General features: G+C 70.7%; 15 protein-coding genes and 1 rRNA gene. 7 read left to right on the top strand and 9 right to left on the bottom strand.

Going from position 1 to position 20379, the window contains the following annotated elements; translation table 11 throughout:
• Positions 1 to 88: 88 nt before the first annotated feature.
• Positions 89 to 2905 carry a preprotein translocase subunit SecA gene (gene secA / locus ACFY1J_RS00080; RefSeq protein ID WP_363302144.1) on the bottom strand — a complete coding sequence of 939 codons (2817 nt, stop codon included), beginning with the start codon at positions 2903 to 2905 and terminating at the stop codon, positions 89 to 91.
• A gap of 293 nt (positions 2906 to 3198) precedes the next feature.
• Between secA and ACFY1J_RS00075 the strand changes: the two genes are divergently transcribed.
• The gene (locus ACFY1J_RS00075; RefSeq protein ID WP_390706934.1) at positions 3199 to 3780 is read left to right on the top strand and encodes a GNAT family N-acetyltransferase; all 582 of its coding nucleotides are present in this window, start codon (positions 3199 to 3201) and stop codon (positions 3778 to 3780) included.
• Positions 3781 to 3843: 63 nt separating this feature from the next.
• Positions 3844 to 5046: a winged helix-turn-helix domain-containing protein gene (locus ACFY1J_RS00070; protein WP_390706935.1), complete on the top strand. Its 1203-nt coding sequence runs from the start codon at positions 3844 to 3846 to the stop codon at positions 5044 to 5046.
• Positions 5047 to 5066: 20 nt separating this feature from the next.
• Here ACFY1J_RS00070 and ACFY1J_RS00065 read toward each other — a convergent pair whose 3' ends face one another.
• From ACFY1J_RS00065 to mtnA, 7 genes are all read right to left on the bottom strand, one after another.
• Positions 5067 to 5813: a response regulator transcription factor gene (locus ACFY1J_RS00065; RefSeq protein WP_316753958.1), complete on the bottom strand. Its 747-nt coding sequence runs from the start codon at positions 5811 to 5813 to the stop codon at positions 5067 to 5069.
• A gap of 205 nt (positions 5814 to 6018) precedes the next feature.
• Positions 6019 to 6711, bottom strand: a complete 693-nt coding sequence (gene hpf / locus ACFY1J_RS00060; protein ID WP_390706936.1) for a ribosome hibernation-promoting factor, HPF/YfiA family — start codon at positions 6709 to 6711, stop codon at positions 6019 to 6021.
• Between the two features lie 314 nt (positions 6712 to 7025).
• On the bottom strand, positions 7026 to 8054 hold the full coding sequence (locus ACFY1J_RS00055; protein ID WP_390706937.1) for a ComF family protein: 1029 nt from the start codon (positions 8052 to 8054) through the stop codon (positions 7026 to 7028).
• 215 nt (positions 8055 to 8269) lie between these two features.
• Positions 8270 to 10102 (bottom strand): LpqB family beta-propeller domain-containing protein, encoded by a 1833-nt coding sequence (locus ACFY1J_RS00050; RefSeq protein WP_390706938.1) that lies wholly within the window; start codon positions 10100 to 10102, stop codon positions 8270 to 8272.
• A complete protein-coding gene (gene mtrB / locus ACFY1J_RS00045) occupies positions 10092 to 12176 on the bottom strand; it encodes an MtrAB system histidine kinase MtrB (RefSeq protein WP_390730294.1) in 2085 nt (694 codons plus the stop codon). The genes ACFY1J_RS00050 and mtrB overlap by 11 nt, the downstream gene beginning before the upstream one ends.
• A 1-nt stretch (position 12177) precedes the next feature.
• Entirely contained in the window at positions 12178 to 12867 is a 690-nt protein-coding gene (mtrA, locus tag ACFY1J_RS00040; protein ID WP_015659998.1) for a two-component system response regulator MtrA, read from the bottom strand.
• Positions 12868 to 13022: 155 nt separating this feature from the next.
• Positions 13023 to 14165: an S-methyl-5-thioribose-1-phosphate isomerase gene (gene mtnA / locus ACFY1J_RS00035; protein WP_390730293.1), complete on the bottom strand. Its 1143-nt coding sequence runs from the start codon at positions 14163 to 14165 to the stop codon at positions 13023 to 13025.
• 140 nt (positions 14166 to 14305) lie between these two features.
• Here mtnA and ACFY1J_RS00030 point away from each other — a divergent pair, with 140 nt between their 5' ends.
• Genes ACFY1J_RS00030 through ACFY1J_RS00010 form a run of 5 tightly spaced genes read left to right on the top strand, consistent with a single transcriptional unit; the run spans position 14306 to position 19976 of the window.
• Entirely contained in the window at positions 14306 to 15691 is a 1386-nt protein-coding gene (locus ACFY1J_RS00030; RefSeq protein WP_390730292.1) for a glycerophosphoryl diester phosphodiesterase membrane domain-containing protein, read from the top strand.
• A 7-nt stretch (positions 15692 to 15698) separates the two neighbouring features.
• Complete coding sequence (locus tag ACFY1J_RS00025; RefSeq protein WP_390730291.1) at positions 15699 to 16481, top strand: DUF4129 domain-containing protein; 783 nt, start codon at positions 15699 to 15701, stop codon at positions 16479 to 16481.
• Positions 16478 to 17677, top strand: coding sequence for a DUF4350 domain-containing protein (locus ACFY1J_RS00020; RefSeq protein ID WP_390730290.1), 1200 nt, complete (start codon positions 16478 to 16480; stop codon positions 17675 to 17677). Before ACFY1J_RS00025 ends, ACFY1J_RS00020 begins: the two co-directional genes overlap by 4 nt.
• Positions 17677 to 18666, top strand: a complete 990-nt coding sequence (locus tag ACFY1J_RS00015; RefSeq protein WP_390730289.1) for an AAA family ATPase — start codon at positions 17677 to 17679, stop codon at positions 18664 to 18666. The genes ACFY1J_RS00020 and ACFY1J_RS00015 overlap by 1 nt, the downstream gene beginning before the upstream one ends.
• On the top strand, positions 18666 to 19976 hold the full coding sequence (locus ACFY1J_RS00010) for a DUF58 domain-containing protein (protein WP_390730288.1): 1311 nt from the start codon (positions 18666 to 18668) through the stop codon (positions 19974 to 19976). The genes ACFY1J_RS00015 and ACFY1J_RS00010 overlap by 1 nt, the downstream gene beginning before the upstream one ends.
• Positions 19977 to 20102: 126 nt before the next feature.
• Here the strand turns inward: ACFY1J_RS00010 and rrf are convergent.
• Positions 20103 to 20219 (bottom strand): 5S ribosomal RNA (gene rrf, locus ACFY1J_RS00005).
• Positions 20220 to 20379 lie beyond the last annotated feature (160 nt).

The following is a 20379-nucleotide window of genomic DNA, read 5'->3' as shown; positions in this document are numbered from 1 at the left end:
GCAGCCGGCGCGAACGGCGAAGGGCCGGGCACCCGACGGGTGACCCGGCCCTTTCAGGACGCCACGGCCATGACGGCCGCGTGCAACGTCACTTCTTGCGGCGACGGCCGCCCTTGGCCTGCTTACGGCGCTCCGCGCGCGTGAGGCCGTCCGCCTCGGAGCGCACCGGCTCGTCGTCGTCATAGGTGAAGTCGCCCTCGACGAGGCCGCCCTCACCGTCCACGGTCGCGGCGGAGAAGTGCAGGCCGCGCCGCTGCGGCGCGTCCAGGCCCTTGGCGCGGATCTCCGGGCGGGAGCCCGCCTGGGCCGGCACCGCGTCCTGGACGCCCTCGGCCACCGGCTGGGCGTCCTCGACCGGGACCTCCTCGACCTGCTGCTCGACCTGGACCTCCAGGTTGAACAGGTAGCCGACGGACTCCTCCTTGATGCCGTCCATCATCGCGCCGAACATGTCGAAGCCCTCGCGCTGGTACTCGACCAGCGGGTCCTTCTGGGCCATCGCGCGCAGGCCGATGCCCTCCTGGAGGTAGTCCATCTCGTAGAGGTGCTCGCGCCACTTGCGGTCCAGGACGGACAGCACGACCCGGCGCTCCAGCTCACGCATGATCTCGGAGCCGAGCTGCGACTCGCGCGCCTCGTACTGCTCGTGGATGTCGTCCTTGATCGACTCGGAGATGAACTCCGCGGTCAGACCGGCACGGTCACCGGCCGCGTCCTCCAGCTCGTCGATGGTGACCTTCACCGGGTAGAGCTGCTTGAACGCGCCCCACAGCCGGTCGAGGTCCCAGTCCTCCGGGAAGCCCTCGGCGGTCTCGGCGCCGATGTAGGCGTCGATCGTGTCGTCCATGAAGTGGTGCACCTGCTCCTGCAGGTCCTCACCCTCCAGGACGCGGCGGCGCTCGCCGTAGATGACCTCGCGCTGGCGGTTGAGGACCTCGTCGTACTTCAGGACGTTCTTACGGGTCTCGAAGTTCTGCTGCTCGACCTGCGACTGGGCGGAGGCGATCGCGCGGGTGACCATCTTGTTCTCGATCGGCACGTCGTCCGGCACGTTCGCCATGGACATCACACGCTCGACCATCTGGGCCTTGAACAACCGCATCAGGTCGTCGCCGAGGGAGAGGTAGAAGCGGGACTCGCCCGGGTCGCCCTGACGGCCGGAACGACCGCGCAGCTGGTTGTCGATACGGCGCGACTCGTGCCGCTCGGTGCCCAGCACATAGAGGCCGCCGCTCTCCTCGACCTCGTCCTTCTCGGCCTTGACCGCCAGCTCCGCACGCTCCAGGGCGGCGGGCAGGGCGTGGGCCCACTCCTCGATGTGCTCCTCGGGGTCGAGGCCGCGCTGGCGCAGCTCCGCCTCGGCAAGGTCCTCGGGGTTGCCGCCGAGCTTGATGTCCGTACCACGGCCGGCCATGTTCGTGGCGACCGTCACGGCGCCCTTGCGGCCGGCCTGGGCGACGATCTGCGCCTCGCGCTCGTGGTGCTTGGCGTTGAGCACCTCGTGCTGGATGCCGCGCTTGCTGAGCTGCTGCGAGAGGTACTCGGACTTCTCGACCGAGGTGGTGCCGACCAGGATCGGCTGGCCCTTCTCGTGCTTCTCGGCGATGTCGTCGACGACGGCCTCGAACTTGGCGACCTCGGTGCGGTAGATCAGGTCCGACTGGTCCTTGCGGATCATCGGCTTGTTCGTCGGGATCGGGACCACGCCGAGCTTGTAGATCTGGTGGAACTCGGCGGCCTCGGTCATCGCCGTACCGGTCATGCCGGAGAGCTTCTTGTAGAGGCGGAAGAAGTTCTGCAGGGTGATCGTGGCGAGCGTCTGGTTCTCGTCCTTGATGTCCACCCCTTCCTTCGCCTCGATCGCCTGGTGCATGCCCTCGTTGTAGCGGCGGCCGGCGAGGATACGGCCGGTGTGCTCGTCGACGATCATGACCTCGCCGTCGATGACGACGTAGTCCTTGTCCTTCTTGAAGAGCTCCTTGGCCTTGATGGCGTTGTTCAGGTAGCCCACCAGCGGGGTGTTCACCGACTCGTAGAGGTTGTCGATGCCCAGCCAGTCCTCGACCTTGGAGACACCGTTCTCGTGGATGGCGACGGTGCGCTTCTTCTCGTCGACGTCGTAGTCGCCGGTCTCCTCGATGCCCTTGAGCGGGTTGCCCGCCTCGCCCTTCTTCAGGCGCGTGACCAGCTTGGCGAAGTCGCCGTACCACTTGGTGGCCTGGTCGGCCGGGCCGGAGATGATCAGCGGCGTACGGGCCTCGTCGACCAGGATGGAGTCGACCTCGTCGACGATGGCGAAGTTGTGGCCGCGCTGGACGAGCTCGTCCTTGGACCACGCCATGTTGTCGCGGAGGTAGTCGAAGCCGAACTCGTTGTTCGTGCCGTACGTGATGTCGCACTCGTACTGCTCGCGGCGCTGGGCCGGCGTCATGTTGGCCAGGATGCAGCCGACGGTCAGGCCCAGGAACTTGTGGACGCGGCCCATCATCTCGGAGTCGCGCTCGGCCAGGTAGTCGTTGACCGTGATGAGGTGGACGCCGTCTCCGGAGAGGGCGTTCAGATAAGCGGGGAGGGTGCCGACGAGGGTCTTGCCCTCACCGGTCTTCATCTCGGCGACATAGCCGAGGTGGAGGGCGGCGCCACCCATCATCTGCACGTCGTAGTGCCGCTGGCCGAGGACGCGCTTGGCGGCCTCGCGGACGGTGGCGAACGCCTCGGGGAGCAGGTCGTCCAGGCTCTCACCGTCTGCGTACCGCTGCTTGTACTCATCGGTGAGGGCCCGCAGCTCGGCGTCGGAGAGGTCGACGAAGTCCTCTTCGATGGAGTTGACCTGGTCCGCGATGCGGTGCAGCTTGCGCAGGATCTTGCCTTCGCCTGCACGCATGATCTTCGAGAGGACGGACACGGGGGCTGGTCTCCTTGCCGGTCGGGCCTGGGACGGTCGGTTTCCATTTCACGTACTGAGCAACGGCCATCGTATGCGAGGACCCGGGCACGCCGGGAGGCCTGGCGGTCCGACGGCCGTCCACGGTTGTTCCGCCGCTGGCTTTCACAGGGGACAACGGGCGGGATGCGCGGATAGTGCCGCATCGCTCCGGGGAATTGCGCGAAATGTGATCGCGCGTTCACACACGGCACAAAGGCGTGTCGGCGACCCGGGGATTGGCGCCGTTCCGGATGCCCGAGCAGAATCGGCCGATGGACCCCGTCACGCTCGCCACCAGCCGTCTTCTGCTGCGCGCCCCCGGCCCGCAGGACGCCGAGGCGGTGTACGCCGCCGCCCAGGACCCCGACGTCCAGCGGTGGATCTCCCAGTTCCCCTCGCCCTACCTCCGGGAGCACGCGCGCGGCTTCACCGAGCAGGTGGTGCCCGGCGGCTGGGCGGACAACGCGATGTTCACCTTCGGCCTCTTCCTCCCCGAAGGGGAGCTCGCCGGCATGCTCGCCCTCACCATGCGCGCCCTGGGGGTCGGCGAGATCGGCTACTGGGCGGCCAAGGAGCACCGCGGCAACGGTTATGTGACCGAGGCCACCCTCGCCGCCTCCCGCTGGGCCTTCACCCAGCTGTGCATCGACCGCGTGGAGTGGCGCGCGGAGGTCGGCAACCGAGCGTCCCGCGCGGTGGCGGAACGCGCCGGCTTCATCGTCGAGGGCATCCTGCGCTCCGCGACCAACAACAAGGGGGTGCGCCGGGACTGCTGGGTGGGCTCGCTGCTCCCGTCGGACCTGGGCCTGCCGTCGACGGCCCCGTATCTGCCCGCGCCGGCGCACCTGTCGTAGCACGGGCCCGGGAACCCGCAGCTCAGCCCGCGCTGTCAGTCCCGCCGTCTATCGTGCCGACCCATGACGACCCTCCCGCGCCCCACCACCGAACTCTCCGCGGACGACGCCCGCCGCATCGCCCTGCGGGCCCAGGGTTTCCTCGGCACGCCCGACCGCCGGGCCGGCGTCCGGGGCGTCCTGCGTCATCTCGGCGCGGTCCAGCTCGACACCATCTCGGTCCTCGCCCGCTCCCACGAGCTCATTCCGTACGCCCGCCTGGGCGCCGTGGGCCGCAGGACCGTGGAGGCCGCCTACTGGACGCCCGCGTCCACGGGCACGCCTCCGGCCCGGCCGCACGCCTTCGAGTACTGGTCGCACGCGGCGTGCATACTCCCCGTCGAGGAGTGGCCGCACTTCGCGTTCCGCCGCCGCGCCTACCGCAACCGCCCGCACTGGAACCATGAACTCCCCGACGGCGCCTACGACCAGGTCGTCAAGCAACTCCGCGCCGAAGGCCCGCTCACCGCCACGGAGTTGGGCGGCGCCAAACGCACCAGCGAGTGGTGGGACTGGTCCGGCACGAAGGTCGCGGTCGAGCGCGCGCTGATGTACGGGGAGGTGGTCTGCGTGGAGCGCCGCGGCTGGAAGCGGGTGTACGACCTGGCCGAGCGCGCGATCCCGGACGCCCTGCTGCACGACGAGCTCGACGACACCGAGTGCGTGCGCCGCCTGGTCCGCCTGGCGGGCGAGTCCCTCGGCGTCGGCACGCGCGCGGACATCGCCGACTACCACCGCCTCAAGGGGGAGCAGGTCGACGCGGTGATCGCGGACTCGGGTCTGGTCCCGGTCACGGTGGCGGGCTGGGGCAAGCCCGCCTGGGCGGACCCCGCGGCGCTGGAGACCCCTCCGCGCGGCCGCCATCGCACCACGCTGCTGTCCCCGTTCGACTCGCTGATCTGGGAACGGGCGCGCACGGAGCGGATCTTCGGCTTCACCCACCGGCTGGAGGCCTATGTGCCGAAGCCGAAGCGGGTGTACGGCTACTTCGCGATGCCGGTCCTGTCCGGCGGCCGTCTCGTCGGCCGTGTCGACCCGGCGCGCGAGGGCCGCACCCTGGTGGCCCGGCAGGCCACCCTGGACGGCGCGAAGGCGGTCCCGGCCGTGGCCCAGGCCCTGGTCGAGGCGGCGAGCTGGGTGGACTGCACGGACGTACGCGTGGAACGGGTGGACGCACCGGAACTGCGCGAGCCCCTCACGAAGGAACTCGCCCGGCTCCTCGCCTGATCCGCGCCGGTCGCCCGCCCCTATCGGATTTCGAGAATCTTTTCCCGCATCGCGTACACCACCGCCTCCATCCTGGAGTGCAGTTGCAGCTTCTCCAGGATGTTGCGGACGTGGTTCTTCACCGTGTTCTCGGAGATGAACAGCTCCTTCGCGATGTCACGGTTGTTCATTCCCGTCGCGACCAGCTTGAGAACCTCCAGCTCACGGTCCGTCAGCCGGGGTGCGGGCACGAGCCTGCGCTCGTCCGTCCGCTGGATCATCGACTTGAACTCGGTGAGCAGTTTCGAGGCCATCGAGGGGCTGATCTGCGACTGCCCGTCGGCGACCGCGCGAATGGCGGTGGCCACCTCGTCCGTCGAGATCTCCTTGAGGAGATAACCGGTCGCGCCCGCCTTGATCGCGTCGTAGAGGTCGGCCTCCTCGTCGCTGATCGTCAGCATGATGATCTTGGCGCTGGGGGCGACCTCCTTGATGGAGGTGCATGCCTCGATCCCGCCGCGCTTGGGCATCCGTACGTCCATCAGGACGATGTCGGGCAGCAGGTCGGCCGCCTTGTCCACGGCCTCGGCGCCGTCGCCCGCCTCGCCGACGACCTGGATGTCCTCCTCGGCGGCGAGCACGATCTCCAGGCCGCGGCGGAAGAGGGCGTGGTCGTCCACGACAAGGACTCTGATCGGCTCCTTGCGTGGAGTGCCCGCGTCCGGGCCCATGCCGACGACGCCGTCGTCGGCATCCCCGTTCTGCATCGGTCCGAAGCTGTCCGCCATCGTTCCTCCCCCTGAAGGCTGTGGCCTGTGGTCCTGTGCCATCGCCAACCCAAGGCAACGGCCCACCGGTTGGGCCGGTGCAGCCATGATTTCATGCCCGGCCGACACTGCGCCGACAGAGCGGGGCGCGAAGTGGTCGCACGCCGGTGCCCCTGGGGGCGCACACGCGCTCCAGGGGCACCGGCTCAGCCTGTGGCCGGGCGGGTCAGCCGCCCAGTGTGCCGCCTGCCGCGGGAGGTTGCGCCTGGGCGACCATCGGGTCCGTGCTGAGGTGGATGACACCGTAGTCGTAGGCGTGCCGCCGGTAGACGACGCTCGGTTCCTTCGTCTCGGAGTCGACGAACAGATAGAAGTCGTGTCCGACCAGTTCCATCTCGTAGAGGGCCTGGTCGAGGGTCATCGGGGAGGCGACGTGGGTCTTCTCGCGGACGATGAGGGGGCCTTCGCCCTTTACTTCCAGCGAGCCGATCTTCTTGGTGGGCACTCCGTCGCTGTCTTCCTCGTGGACGGGGTGGCCGTTCCCGTTGAGCGTCGCCGCGCCCGGGACGTGGTCGGGAACCTCCGCGGCCGAGATTCGGCGTGCGCCGCGCCGCGAGAAACGCTTGTCGTGCTGCTTGCGCAGTCGGGCGTCCAGCTTTTCCGCCGCCAGGTCTAGTGCCGCATACGGGTCGCTGGCCGCTGCCTCCGCCCGGATCACCGGACCGCGGGAGCGGAGCGTGATCTCCACTCGGTCGCACCGGTCGGCCTGCCGGGGGTTGGGCTCCTTGGACACCTCCACGTCGAGGCTGATCACCTTGCCATCGAGCTTCTGGATCTTCTCCAGCTTCAGCTTCTCGGCCACGTGCTTGCGGAACCGCTCGGGCACCTCGGTCTTGCGGCCCTTGACGACGATGTCCACGCAGAACTCCGTTCCCGGATCGCTCCGCTCCAGCGGCGGAGCATCTCCCTTTTGCACCAGGCTCCGGTCAGTCCGGAACCTCGGACTCGGTGACTTCCACCTCCTCCTCCCCCATGGGCAAGATCTCCACCCCAGCGCCGCGAGTGATTGCGGAAAACCCGCAGCACGGCATTCTGATATGAGAGGGATGGCCTGCGGCTTTCCCTCACAACCGAACATATCTCGCCCGGACGGATGTCGTCACCCTCTACTGCCGCGTACCTCCATTCAGGTGAATTGGCCCTCTCACTAGCTGCAACGATGCAACTTCGCAGTCAGTTCCGGTTTATTTCGAAGGAATCCGGCGGGGCTGCGACCACAGCCGCGCAGATCGACTGCCCGACGGCGTTCGCGCCTGCCATTCCCACCGCACCGTGACTCCGCTTCGTCCTCTGTTCCCTTGATCCAGCCGTCTGTTCCTCCCTTCCTTCCCGAGTTGCACGCGCGTACACGGCCGTTGTTCCGCCATTGCGGTCGACCGCCTCCCGGACGGCTCGCGCCGCCTCTGTCAGGGAGGCGCCCGTCGTCATCAGGTCGTCGACGAGCACGACCCGGCCGCCGAGGAGCGGCCGTGCGCCGCCCGCGGCCACCTCCAGGGCGCCCGCGAGATTGCGCAGTCGCTGCCGGGAGTTGAGCCCCGACTGGTCGGCCACTGCACGCCGCTGCCGCAGTACCGCCGCCACCCGGGCCGGCGTCCCGCCGCGTCGCAGCTCGCCGGCGGCCGCGAGCGCGATCCGCCGTACCGGATCGTGCCCCCGGGCCCGCACGGCCCATCGCGCGGACGGCACCGGCACGAGCAGCACAGGCCCGTCACCCTGCCCGACCGGTACGCCGCCGTCCCACAACGACACGACCCGCACTCGGCGTGCCCCCGCAAGAACACCCTGTGCCGAACCGTCGCGCTCCACCTGTTTTCCCGCCGGATCACCGCCGCTCTCCGAAGGGATGCCGCAGTGCCCTGTCAGCACCCCGGCGCGCCCCGTCAGCGCCCTGCCGGCCCCCGCCCCGGCCTCCTGGAGCCCCGCTCGCACAGCTCCCGCCAGAGCCGCGCCCAGGGGGCCTGCGAGTGCCAGGGCGCCCCGTTCCTTGTGGGCGAGGAGCACCGCCCGCACGGCGTCCGCGTACGGCGCCGCCGCATGCACCGCCGGCAGCCCGGGCGGCTCGGGCACCGGTCGCACCCGGCACGGTGCGTCCCCGCTCAGGGCGGCACGGCACTCCTGACAGAGCACCGTGCGAGGCATCCCACAGCCTCCGCACTCGGCCGGCAGCACCAGGTCCGTGAGGTCCTGCCACCACCCCCGCATGCCCATCACTGTGCCAACACCCGGGCCGACCTGCCACCCCTGTGGAGAACTCCCTGTGGACAACTCAGAACAGGCCGTAGCACCCCACTACCCGTACGGGTGACAGGGCGCAGCCGAACGGTCGATCGCACGGACCGGCCCCGACCGGCCGAAGGCAGAAACGGCCGCCACGGACGGGCCGAGCCCAGACCGTGACGGCCGCTCCACGCGAGATGTCAGCCCGGGTAGACCGGCGCCGACCCTTCCTTGACGATCGTCTGCCACTGCCCCCCGGACGGCAGCCGTACGATCCCGTCGTCCGAATACGCCGCGAGCGGAGCCCGGTCGTCCTCGGACGCGGCGATCGCCTTGACTCCCGGCAGGGCCGAGGGCGCCAGACCGTCCGGCGTGGAGCCGTCGACCTGGACGTACCTCAGCTGCAGCACGCCCCCCTGCTCACGCCCGACCACCACCAGCCGGCCGTCCCCGGCCCACGACATGGCCGTGACCTCTTCCAACGCGGGTGTCGCGGAGCGCAGTTCGAGAACCGAGACCACCGGCTTCTCCCCGGACTTCTCGTCCCGCTCGATCCTCCCGATGAGCAGGGACTGCTTGCCGTCCTTCTCCACGACGAGCGCTATCCGCACCCCGTCGGCGGCCACCCGCACGTCCTTGATGCGTCCGGGCAGCTCCGGGGTCCGCACCTCCACCGGCGCGCCGGCCCCCTGCTCGAGCAGAAGCAGCCGGGGGTTGTCGGGGTTCCGGTCGGCCACCCACAGGTCGCCTCCGTCGTCCCAGCTGGGCGTCGTGAGCCGGTCGTCGGCGGTGGCGCCCTGGCTCCGGACGACGGGATCCCCCAGCGAACCGCCCGACGCGAGCGACGTGACGTACAGGGACTTGCCGTCCAGAGCGACCCCGGCCGCCGAGTGCTCGTCGCGCGCGACCGCCACCGACCGCAGTCCCCTGTCACCCAGGCCCAGCGCGCCGGGCACCGGATCGGCGCTGGTGCTGGCGCGGGCTATCCGCACCAACCGGTGCTTGCTGTCGAGGAAGTACAGGTAGTCGGGGCTCTTGTCGGAGCCACGCCAGGCGACGGCGTCGGTGCCGCGCTCGTTGAGGTCGCACAGCCTCTTGCCGTCGGCGCCCTGCAGTTCCACCGAGTCCACCGTGGGCGACAGGTTCTGCAGGGTGAACAGCAGCTGGGTCGCCATCTCGCCGCACTTGGTCGCCCCGACCCGGGAGGCCTTGTCGTTCAACGGCACCGTCAGCTTGTTCTGGTCGTCGGGCGTCAGCGAGCTGACGCCCTTCTTCAGCGCCGTGCCCGTCGGAAAACTCGACCTGACCACGGGCCCGAGCCAGCTCGTGGGCCCGGCGAGCAGGGAGCGCACCATCTGCGTCATCGGGTCCACGCGCTTGCGCACGAAGACCGGGTCGGCGACGGCCGCCGGCTGGCCGATCGTCGCGCCCGAGGTGTTCGACGCGAAGTAGTACTTGTTGACGGAGGTGTAGTTCCGCTGGAAGTCGGACCTGCCCATGACGACGCCCTCCGGCAGCGCGTCGATGCGCCACTGCTTGGTCTTGGCGTCCTGGGTGAGGTGCACCTTCTTGCTGTAGGGACCGGCGGCGGGCGAGTACGCCTGCTGCGCGTCAACAGTGGCGACCCTGCTCCCCGCCAGCGTGTAGGTGAGGTTGTTGGTGTCCTCCCGGCCGCCCGGCAGGTTGTCCTGATCGGTGCTCGGCCCGTTGGCGAGCACCGTGGTGGACTGCTCGGGCCTCCACTTCCGCGCGGCCCCGGCGGTCAGATACTTGCGCGCCGTGTCATAGTGCGGATCGTCGCTGGTCAGCGCCTCCAGGAAGCCCTGCACGATCTCCCCGGGCGCGGCGTTGTCCTGGGGCGGCATGGCGAAGACACGCACCTGCGTGTCCTGGCGCGGCGTGGACTCGACGTCCCGCAGGTCGCCGCTGTCGGGCATGGAGGCGCACCCCGCCAGCACTACGGCACCGCAGGCGGCGTACACCACCGCGCGCACCGCCCGGCGCCGGGCGCCTCCCTCGCGGTCAGCGCCCACGAAATGCCTCCCCTGGCTTGTTCGAGTCCTCCGTGCCGGTGGCCGGACCGGGCCTGCTGCCGTTCTCTTCGCGCGCCGCGTCGGAGGAGGGTGCGTCGTCCTGGCGCCGTGCGCCTCCGGTGGGCCGCGGCACCACGCGCGCGCCGTTACCGGGCAGCGCGGTGGGGTCGGCGGCCGGGGACACGGATGCCATCCGCGAGCCGAGCTGTGGGCGCGGCGGCAGCGCGGCCTGGCCGCCCGCCTGCTGCACGGGAACCGTGGCGCGCTTGCCCTCGCCGCCGCTCGGCAGTCCGGCGTCGTCGAGTCCTCGGTTGCGCCGTGAGTCCTTCGGCTCCAGCGGTATCGGCGATCCCCGCAGCGGCTCGTCCGCGGTGCGCGGCAGCGTCAGCCGGAACTGTGAGCCGCCGCCCGGTTCGCCCCAGGCCTGCAGCCAGCCGCCGTGCAGCCGCGCGTCCTCCAGGGCGATGGACAGCCCCAGGCCCGTACCACCGGTGGTACGCGCGCGTGCCGGGTCCGCCCGCCAGAAACGGCTGAAGACACGGGTCGCCTCGCCGGGCTTGAGCCCGACGCCGTAGTCGCGCACCGCGACGGCGACCGCGCCGCCCGCGGCGGCGAGCTTGACGACGACGTCCCTGCCCTCGCCGTGCTCCACGGCGTTGACGACGAGGTTGCGCAGCACCCGCTCCAGGCGGCGGGCGTCCGCCTCGGCCACGACCGGCTGCTGGTCGCCGACGACGCGTATCTGCGTGCCCTTGCGCTCCGCGAGCGGCTCGGCCCCGCTGACGACCCGCCGTACGACCTCCCGGAGGTCTATCGGCTCGGCCTCCAGCGCCGCCGCGCCGGCGTCGAAGCGGCTGATCTCCAGCAGGTCCGCGAGCAGCGACTCGAACCGGTCCAGCTGGTCGGCGAGCAGCTCCGCCGACCGCGCGGTCACCGGGTCGAAGTCCTCGCGGGCCTCGTGGATGACGTCTGCGGCCATCCGGACGGTCGTCAAGGGGGTGCGCAGCTCGTGCGACACGTCTGACACGAACCGCCGCTGCATCCGCGACAGGTCCTCCAGCTGCTGGATCTTCAGCTGCAGGTTCTGCGCCATCTTGTTGAAGGCCTCGCCGAGGCGCGCGATGTCGTCCTCGCCGGTGACCTTCATCCGCTCCTGCAGACGTCCCGCCGACAGCCGCTCCGCGATCCCGGCCGCCATCCGCACGGGCGTGACCACCTGCCGCACCACGAGCCAGGCAATGGCCCCGAGGAGTACGACGACGAAGAGCCCGGCGGTCGCGAGCGTGCCCTTGACCAGGCTGAGGGACTTCTCCTCCTGCGTCAGCGGGAAGAGGTAGTACAGCTCGTACGGGTCACTGTTGGGGTCGTTGAGCTTCTTGCCGATGACCAGGGCGGGCTGCGACTCCTTGTCGCTGTCCTTGTAGATGATGCGGGTGTAGCTCTGGGAGGCCACCATGCCGCTGTTGATCCGCGCCCGCAGATCCTCGGGAATGCTCGACGCCGGGTCGACCTGGCCGGAGGCACGTTGACCGCGCCCACCGCCGCTGTCGTCGCCCGCGGGCAGCGTCACCACGTCGAAGGCGCCCTGGCCACCGCTGGAGAGCGACGAGACGAGCTCGCTCATCCAGGAGATGACGTTCTGGGACTGACGGCCGTCCACACCGGTGCCGTCGTCCGCGGTCCCGGCCGCCGCCTCGTCGGCCTTCTGCTTGGCCACCGCGAACCCGCCGGTGGCCTGGCTCTGCGAGGCCTTCACTTTGGCGTCCAGCAGACCGTTGCGCACCTGGCCGATCACGACGAAGCCCAGCAGCAGGACGACGCCCAGCGACATCAGCAGCGTCGTGGCGACGACCTTGAGCTGGATGTTGCGCCGCCACAGCCGCATGACCGGCAGCAGCGGTCGGCGCACCCAGCGCATGAACAGGCGAAGGACCGGGCTGCCCTGGACCCCGCCCTGCAGCAGCCCGCCCTCGAAGAGGCGTCGCCGGCGCGAACCCGTCGTCTTCCGGCCGACAGGCCGCTCCGGCCTGGCCCCGGACCGGCCGGGGGCCGAAGGGGCACTGTCCCCGGACATGTCAGCTCGGTCCGGCCTTGTAACCGACGCCACGGACGGTCACCACGATCTCCGGCCGCTCCGGGTCCTTCTCGACCTTGGAGCGCAGCCGCTGTACATGCACGTTCACGAGACGGGTGTCGGCCGCGTGGCGGTAGCCCCACACCTGCTCCAGGAGCACCTCGCGCGTGAACACCTGCCACGGCTTGCGGGCCAGCGCGACCAGCAGGTCGAACTCCAGCGGCGTCAGAGCGATCGACTGACCGTCCCGCTTGACGGAGTGACCGGCCACGTCGATGACCAGGTCACCTATGGCGAGCTGCTCCGGCGCGGGCTCTTCCGACCTCCGCAGCCGCGCCCGGATCCGGGCCACCAGCTCCTTCGGCTTGAAGGGCTTCACGATGTAGTCGTCCGCGCCCGACTCCAGGCCCACGACGACGTCCACGGTGTCACTCTTCGCCGTGAGCATCACGATCGGCACGCCCGACTCCGCGCGGATGAGGCGGCACACCTCGATGCCGTCCCGGCCGGGCAGCATCAGGTCGAGCAGCACCAGATCGGGCTTGGTCTCGCGGAATGCGGCCAGCGCCTTGTCGCCGTCGGCTACGAAAGACGGCTCAAAACCTTCACCACGCAGCACGATGCCGAGCATCTCGGCCAGTGCGGTGTCGTCGTCGACGACAAGGACTCGTCCCTTCATAAACGACATCATCCCATTCTCGTAACAGTGACAGGCGTGCTGGTGAGGAGGGTCACTGGCCCGTGACGATAGTCGTACGCGACCGTCACTGTCTGCCCACGGGGCCAGACGGGCAGGACCAGAGGGCAGCCCGCCACGGCGCCGCCTCGCTCTCGGGGCTCCTGCCCTCAGTCGAGTGTCGCCCCGCGGGACCTTGCGCACAGCTCGGCGAGAGCCGCGGCCGTCACGGGCGAAACGGCGCCCTCCTCGGTGACGATCGCCGTCACCAGCTCGGGCGGCGTCACATCGAACGCCGGGTTGTACGCCTGGGTCCCCAGCGGTGCCACCGGAATCCCGCCCCCCGCTCCCGTCACCGGCACCTGGGGTGCTGTGACCTCGGTCACCTCATACCCGGGGCGCTGCTCGACCTCGATCGACGCACCGTCCGCCGTGTCCGGATCCACCGTCGTCACGGGCGCCACCACGATGAACGGCACATGGTGGTACCGCGCCAGGACCGCGAGCGGATAGCTCCCCACCTTGTTCGCCACCGAACCGTCGGCCGCGATGCGGTCCGCCCCGATGAGCACCGCGTCCACCTCCCCCGCCGCGAACAGCGAACCTGCCGCGTTGTCGGTGAGCAGGGTGTAGGCCATGCCGCTGCGGGCCGCTTCGTACGCCGTCAGCCGAGCGCCCTGCAGCAGCGGGCGTGTCTCGTCCACCCACAGGCGCCGCAGCTGCCCTGCCCGGTGCGCGGCGAGCGCCACCGCGAACGCCGTGCCTTCCCCGCCCGACACCAGCGATCCGGAGTTGCAGTGGGTGAGGATCCGGTGCCCGCCACCGGGGAGCAGCTCGTCGAGCAGAGCCAGCCCGTGCCCGGCCATCCGCGCGCTCGCCTCGGCGTCCTCCCGGTGCAGCACCCGCGCCGCCGCCAGCGCCGCCGCGGCCGCCTGCCGAGCGTCCCCGCCCTTGGCGAGCGCGGCCTGGTGGGCGGTGCGGGCCCGGCGCACGCCGACGGAGAGGTTCACCGCGGTGGGCCGGGCAGCCTCGAGCGCCCTCGCGGCCTCCTCCACGTCGAAACCCCGCGCGGCGGCGAGCGCGACACCGTACGCCCCGGCGATACCCAGCACCGGCGCCCCGCGCACGGCGAGCGAACGGATCGCCTCGACCAGCGCCGGCGCGTCCGTGCACACCAGCTCGACCTCCTCGGCCGGCAGCCTCGTCTGGTCGAGAAGGACCAGTACAGGCCCTTCGGGCGGTTCCTCCCATCGGATCGTCGGTATCCCCGTCGGCCTCTTGTCCTCGCCGGTTTGCGCGTACTGATCAGCCATGCGGTCAGTCTGCCCCGTCCCCGGCGGACAATTGAAGGTGTGCAGCCCATACCGCGGCCGGTCCCCCGGAGACCACCCCATGGCACGATGGCTGCCAACCTGCCGCCGCGACTGCGGACGAGCACCGTGAAGGAGCTTTGATGAAAGACACTCCGGGCTGGGCCTCGCCCGGATCCGCCGCGTCCGACGGGCAGGAACCCGGCGCGACCGGCCCTGCCGAACCCGCCGACCGCCCCGGCCCCGCACAGCCCGCCGAACAATCTGGCGCGGGCCCGGAGGACGCCGGCTCGAAGTGGTCCAAGGAGCAGCCGCCACCCGGCCAGTGGTCCGCGCCCACCGGCGCCCCGGCCCCGGGCCAGGCACCTCCGCCACCACCGCCCGGGCCGGGCTGGGGCGGCGGGCACCCCGGCGGCGGCCAGGGTGGGTACGGAGGCCCCGGCGGATACGGCACCCCCGGTGGCTACGGAGGTCCGGGCGGATACGGCGGCCCCGGCGGATACGCTGCCTGGGGTGGTGGCTGGGGCGGACCGCCGCCCGCGGCCAAGCCCGGTGTGATCCCGCTGCGCCCGCTCGGTGTGGGCGAGATCCTCGACGGCGCCGTCTCCACCATGCGCACGTACTGGCGGACGGTCCTCGGCATTTCGCTGACCGTCGCCGTCGTCACGGAGACCCTTGTCATCCTGCTGCAGCGCTTCGTCCTGAACGACAGCGCGAGCACCGATGTCCTCAACGACCCGAACGCCCCCCTGCGCGACGTCACCCGCGCCCTGGGCGAGGTCACGCTCAGCTCGGGCGTCGTGATCCTGATCTCCATGATCGGCACGATCATCGCGACCGCCCTGCTCACGACCGTCACCAGCCGCGCCGTCCTCGGCAAGTCGGTGACCACCGGTGAGGCCTGGCGCGATGCCCGCCCGCAGATCCCCAGACTGTTCGGCCTGATCTTCCTGCTGCTGCTCATCGCCGTCGGTGTGGTGTTCTGCGGCGCGCTGCCCGGCTTCCTCGTGGCGGTGGCCGGTGGAGGAGGCGCCGGTGCGGCCCTCGCCGCCCTCGGCATCCTCGGCGCCGCCGTCGTCGCCCTCTGGCTCATGATCCGCTTCTCTCTCGCCTCGCCCGCTCTGATGCTGGAGAAGCAGGGCATCGTGAAGTCGATGAGCCGCTCCGCGAAGCTGGTCCGCGGCTCCTGGTGGCGGGTCTTCGGCATCCAGCTGCTCGCCGGAATCATCGCGAACATCGTCGCCTCGATCATCGTCATCCCGTTCGCCGCGCTCGCGGCCGCGCTCAGCGGTGAGGGAGTCTCCAACCTCCTCAACGGCAACAGCGGCCATCTGGGCTGGACGTTCCTCGTCGTCAGCGGGATCGGCTCGGTGATCGGCTCCATGATCACGTTCCCGATCACGGCCGGCGTGACCGTGCTCCTCTACATCGACCAGCGCATCCGCCGCGAGGCCCTCGACCTCGAACTGGCCCGCGCCGCCGGTGTCCAGGGCTACGGCGGCACCCCCGGCACCACACCGGGGAGCTGATGCGGCGGTGAGTCTCGCGGGGGGAGTTCTCACAACGGCGCCGGTCCTGCCACGCGCCGCCGCATCGGCCGTGCGGAGCCTGCTGCACGCCGGCGACACAGCCGTGCTCGCACTGGCACGCTCGGGCGACGAGCCACCGGTGACCATCCCTCGCGATCCGGCGCGCGAGGCTGCACGGCGCGAGCTGGCCAAGCGGATGTACCACGAGAACGACCCCGGCCTGTTCCAGCGAGCCCTGGACGCGTTCTGGAACTGGCTCGGCCGGCTGCTCAGCGCCGCATCGGCGGCGACACCCGGAGGCGGGGTCGGCCTCTTCGTCGTGGTCCTGGCCGTCGTCGCGGTCCTGGCCGCACTGTGGTGGCGCCTGGGCACGCCGCGCCGCCAACCCGGCTCCGTCCCCGCCCTGTTCGACGACCGCCCCCGCAGCGCCACCGAACACCGCGCGGCCGCCGAGGCACACGCCGCCCAGGGCCACTGGAACCAGGCCGTCCAGGAACGGATGCGGGCCATCGTCCGCGCCCTCGAAGAGCGCGCCCTGCTCGACGTCCGCCCCGGCCGCACGGCCGACGAGGCGGCAGCGGAAGCCGGCCGCACCCTGCCCTCCCGCGCCGACCGGTTGCGGGCCGCTGCCCGGGAGTTCGATGACGTGACATACGGCGGACGCAGGGCGAGCGAGCAGTCGTACCACCGCATCGCCGAACTCGACTGTGACCTGGAAAGGACCAAGCCGGTCCTCGTGAGCAGCACCAACAGCACGGCCCACAACACCCGCCAGGGGGCCGCCGAATGACCACCGGGGCCACCACGCTCCCGTCCACCTCGGCCTCGCCCACCGCCCGCCAGGTGTGGACCCGCGCCCGAGGCGTCGTACTCGCCCTCGTGCTGCTGCTGATCGGTGCCGTCGCGATCGCCGTCGTCCGCTCCGACGTCCGGCACGGCGCCCTCGATCCGCGCTCCGTCGATCCCTATGGCAGCCGCGCCGTCGCCGAACTCCTCGCCGAACGCGGCGTGACCACACGCGTGGTCGGCGCCCTGGACGAGGCCCGCGCCGCGGTCGGCCCGGACACCACTCTCCTGGTCGCCGTTCCCGACCTGCTGACGCATCGTCAACAGACCCAACTGCACTCCACGACGGCCCGTTCCGGAGGGCGCACCGTCCTCGTCGCCGCCGGCAGTTGGTCCGTCGAACGGCTCGCCCCCGGCGTCACCGCCGACCCCGCCACCAGCCTCGACACGACCCTCTCCCCCGACTGCACCCTGCCCGCCGCCCAGCGGGCGGGATCCGCCGACACGGGCGGCATCCGCTACACGACCGTCCACCTCGACGCCGACTCGTGCTACCCCAGCGAGCGTCTGGCCACTCTGCTGCGCATCCCCGCCGCGTCCGGAGACGGCGACACCGTCGTCCTCGGCGCACCCGACATCCTCTACAACGACCGCCTCGACGAGCAGGGCAACGCCTCGCTCGCGCTCCAACTCCTCGGCTCCCGCCCCCATCTGGTCTGGTACCTCCCCTCGCTCTCCGACACCTCGGCCACCGACACGGGCGACCAGAAGGGCTTCTTCGACCTGCTGCCCTCCGGCTGGCTCTGGGGCACGCTGCAGCTCTTCTTCGCCGCCGCCCTGGCCGCCCTCTGGCGGGCACGCCGACTCGGCCCGCTCGTGCCCGAAAGACTCCCCGTCGCGATCCGTGCCTCCGAAGCCGTCGAAGGCCGCGCCCGCCTCTACCGCAAGGCCAACGCCCGCGACCGCGCCTCCGCCGCCCTGCGCTCGGCCACCCGCACCCGCCTGGCCCCGCTCGTCGGCGTCCCTGTCGCCCAGGCGCACGCGCCCGAGGCTCTGCTCCCCGCCCTGTCCGCCCATCTCCACGGCGACGGACAGACCTTGCACTCCCTGCTCTTCGGCCCGCCGCCCGGCGACGACGCAGCCCTGATCGCACTCACCGACCAACTCGACGCCCTCGAAAGAGAGGTACGCCGTTCATGATGGCCCCGACCACTGACAACGCCGGGTACGCCGGGGATCCGGGCAGCGCCCGTGCCTCCCTGGAAGCCCTGCGCGCCGAGATCGCCAAAGCCGTGGTCGGCCAGGACCCCGCCGTCACCGGCCTCGTCGTCGCCCTCCTCTGCCGCGGACACGTTCTCCTTGAAGGAGTCCCTGGAGTGGCCAAAACGTTGCTCGTCCGGGCCCTCGCATCCACACTCGAACTCGAGACCAAACGAGTCCAGTTCACCCCGGACCTGATGCCGAGTGATGTGACGGGCTCCCTGGTCTACGACGCGCGCACCGCGGAGTTCTCCTTCCAGCCCGGCCCGGTCTTCACCAACCTCCTCCTCGCCGACGAGATCAACCGCACGCCTCCGAAGACCCAGTCGTCCCTCCTGGAAGCCATGGAGGAACGCCAGGTCACCGTCGACGGCACTCCTCGCCCGCTCCCCGAGCCGTTCCTGGTCGCCGCGACGCAGAACCCGGTCGAGTACGAGGGCACGTACCCCCTCCCGGAAGCCCAACTGGACCGCTTCCTGCTCAAACTGACGATCCCGCTGCCGTCCCGACAGGACGAGATCGACGTCCTCACCCGCCACGCCGAGGGATTCAACCCGCGCGACCTGCGCGCCGCCGGGTTGCGCCCGGTCGCGGGTCCCGCCGACCTGGACGCCGCCCGCGCAGCGGTCGCCAAGACCACCGTCTCCCCCGAGATCACCGCATACGTGGTGGACATCTGCCGTGCCACCCGCGAGTCGCCGTCCCTCACCCTCGGTGTGTCACCGCGCGGCGCCACGGCCCTGCTCGCGACCTCCCGTGCCTGGGCCTGGCTGACCGGCCGCGACTATGTCATCCCCGACGATGTGAAAGCTCTCGCCCTGCCCACCCTCCGCCACCGCGTGCAGCTGCGCCCCGAGGCGGAGATGGAAGGTGTGACGGCCGACGCCGTCATCAATGCGATCCTCGCCCACGTCCCGGTCCCCCGCTGATGGCCCTCACCGGACGCGCCGCCCTCCTCGCGGCCCTCGGCTCGGTCCCCGTCGGCATCTGGGAACCCAGCTGGGCGGGCATTCTCGCGGTGAACGCCCCGCTGGCCCTGGCCTGCGCCTGCGATTTCGCGCTCGCGGCGCCCGTACGACGCCTCGTGCTGACCCGCTCCGGCGACACCTCCGCACGCCTGGGCGAAACCGCCGACGTGACACTCACCGTCACCAATCAGTCCCGCCGACCTCTGCGGGCCCAGCTGAGGGACGCCTGGCCGCCCAGCAGCTGGCAGCCGGGCACGGAGGTCGCGGCCTCCCGCCACCAGCTGGCGGTGCCGGCGGGCGAACGCCAACGCGTGACGACCCGCCTGCGCCCCACGCGCCGCGGCGACCACCAGGCCGACCGCGTGACCATCCGCTCCTACGGCCCCCTCCGGCTGTTCTCCCGCCAGGGTGCCCACAAGATTCCCTGGACGGTACGGGTTCTGCCCCCGTTCACCAGCCGCAAGCACCTTCCCTCGAAGCTCGCCCGATTGCGTGAACTGGACGGCCGCACCAGCGTCCTGACCCGAGGCGAGGGCACGGAGTTCGACAGCCTCCGTGAGTACGTCCCCGGTGACGACACCCGCTCCATCGACTGGCGAGCCACGGCTCGCCAGTCCACAGTGGCCGTACGCACCTGGCGTCCCGAACGCGACCGCCACATCCTTCTGGTCCTGGACACCGGCCGCACCTCCGCGGGCCGCGTCGGCAATGCTCCTCGCCTGGACGCTTCCATGGACGCGGTACTTCTCGTCGCGGCACTCGCGTCCCGTGCCGGGGACCGGGTGGACCTCCTCGCATACGACCGCCGAGTCCGCGCCCTGGTCCAGGGCCGCGCTGCGGGCGACGTCCTCCCTGCCCTGGTCAACGCCATGGCAACACTCGAACCGGCACTCGTCGAGACGGACGCACGTGGCCTCACCGCCATGGCGCTGCGCACAGCTCCTCGGCGCTCCTTGATCGTGCTGCTCACCACGCTCGACGCCGCTCCGGTCGAAGAGGGTCTGCTGCCGGTGCTCTCACAGCTCACCCAGCGCCACACAGTTCTGCTGGCATCGGTGGCTGATCCGCACATCGCCCGCATGGCGACGGCTCGCGGAAGCGCAGATGCGGTGTACGAAGCCGCGGCAGCCGCTCAGGCCCAGGCAGAGCGTCAGCGCACAGCCGAACAGCTCCGCCGTCATGGCGTCACCGTCGTCGACGCAACGCCGGATGATCTGGCTCCGGCCCTGGCTGACGCATATCTGGCTCTGAAGGCGGCCGGCCGACTCTGATTCCGCCTGGCCCCGCGCCAAAATCCGTACCCATGCCGGAGGGGCGGGACGGTATTGGCACTGAATGATTGGCCCTGAATGCAGAAAACCCCCGCACCGGAAGGTGCGGGGGTTTTCCCAAGAATTGTTCGGCGGTGTCCTACTCTCCCACAGGGTCCCCCCTGCAGTACCATCGGCGCTGTGAGGCTTAGCTTCCGGGTTCGGAATGTAACCGGGCGTTTCCCTCACGCTATGACCACCGAAACACTATGAAACTGTGAACGCCGCACCATGCATAAAACACGGGGCTGTTCGTGGTTTCAGAACCAACACAGTGGACGCGAGCAACTGAGGACAAGCCCTCGGCCTATTAGTACCGGTCAACTCCACCAGTTACCTGGCTTCCATATCCGGCCTATCAACC

Source organism: Streptomyces sp. NPDC001406, assembly GCF_042895285.1.
In the GTDB taxonomy this organism is placed as follows: Bacteria; Actinomycetota; Actinomycetes; order Streptomycetales; family Streptomycetaceae; genus Streptomyces.
Note: the sequence above shows the minus strand (reverse complement) of the source record. Positions and strands in the feature narration are given on the sequence as shown.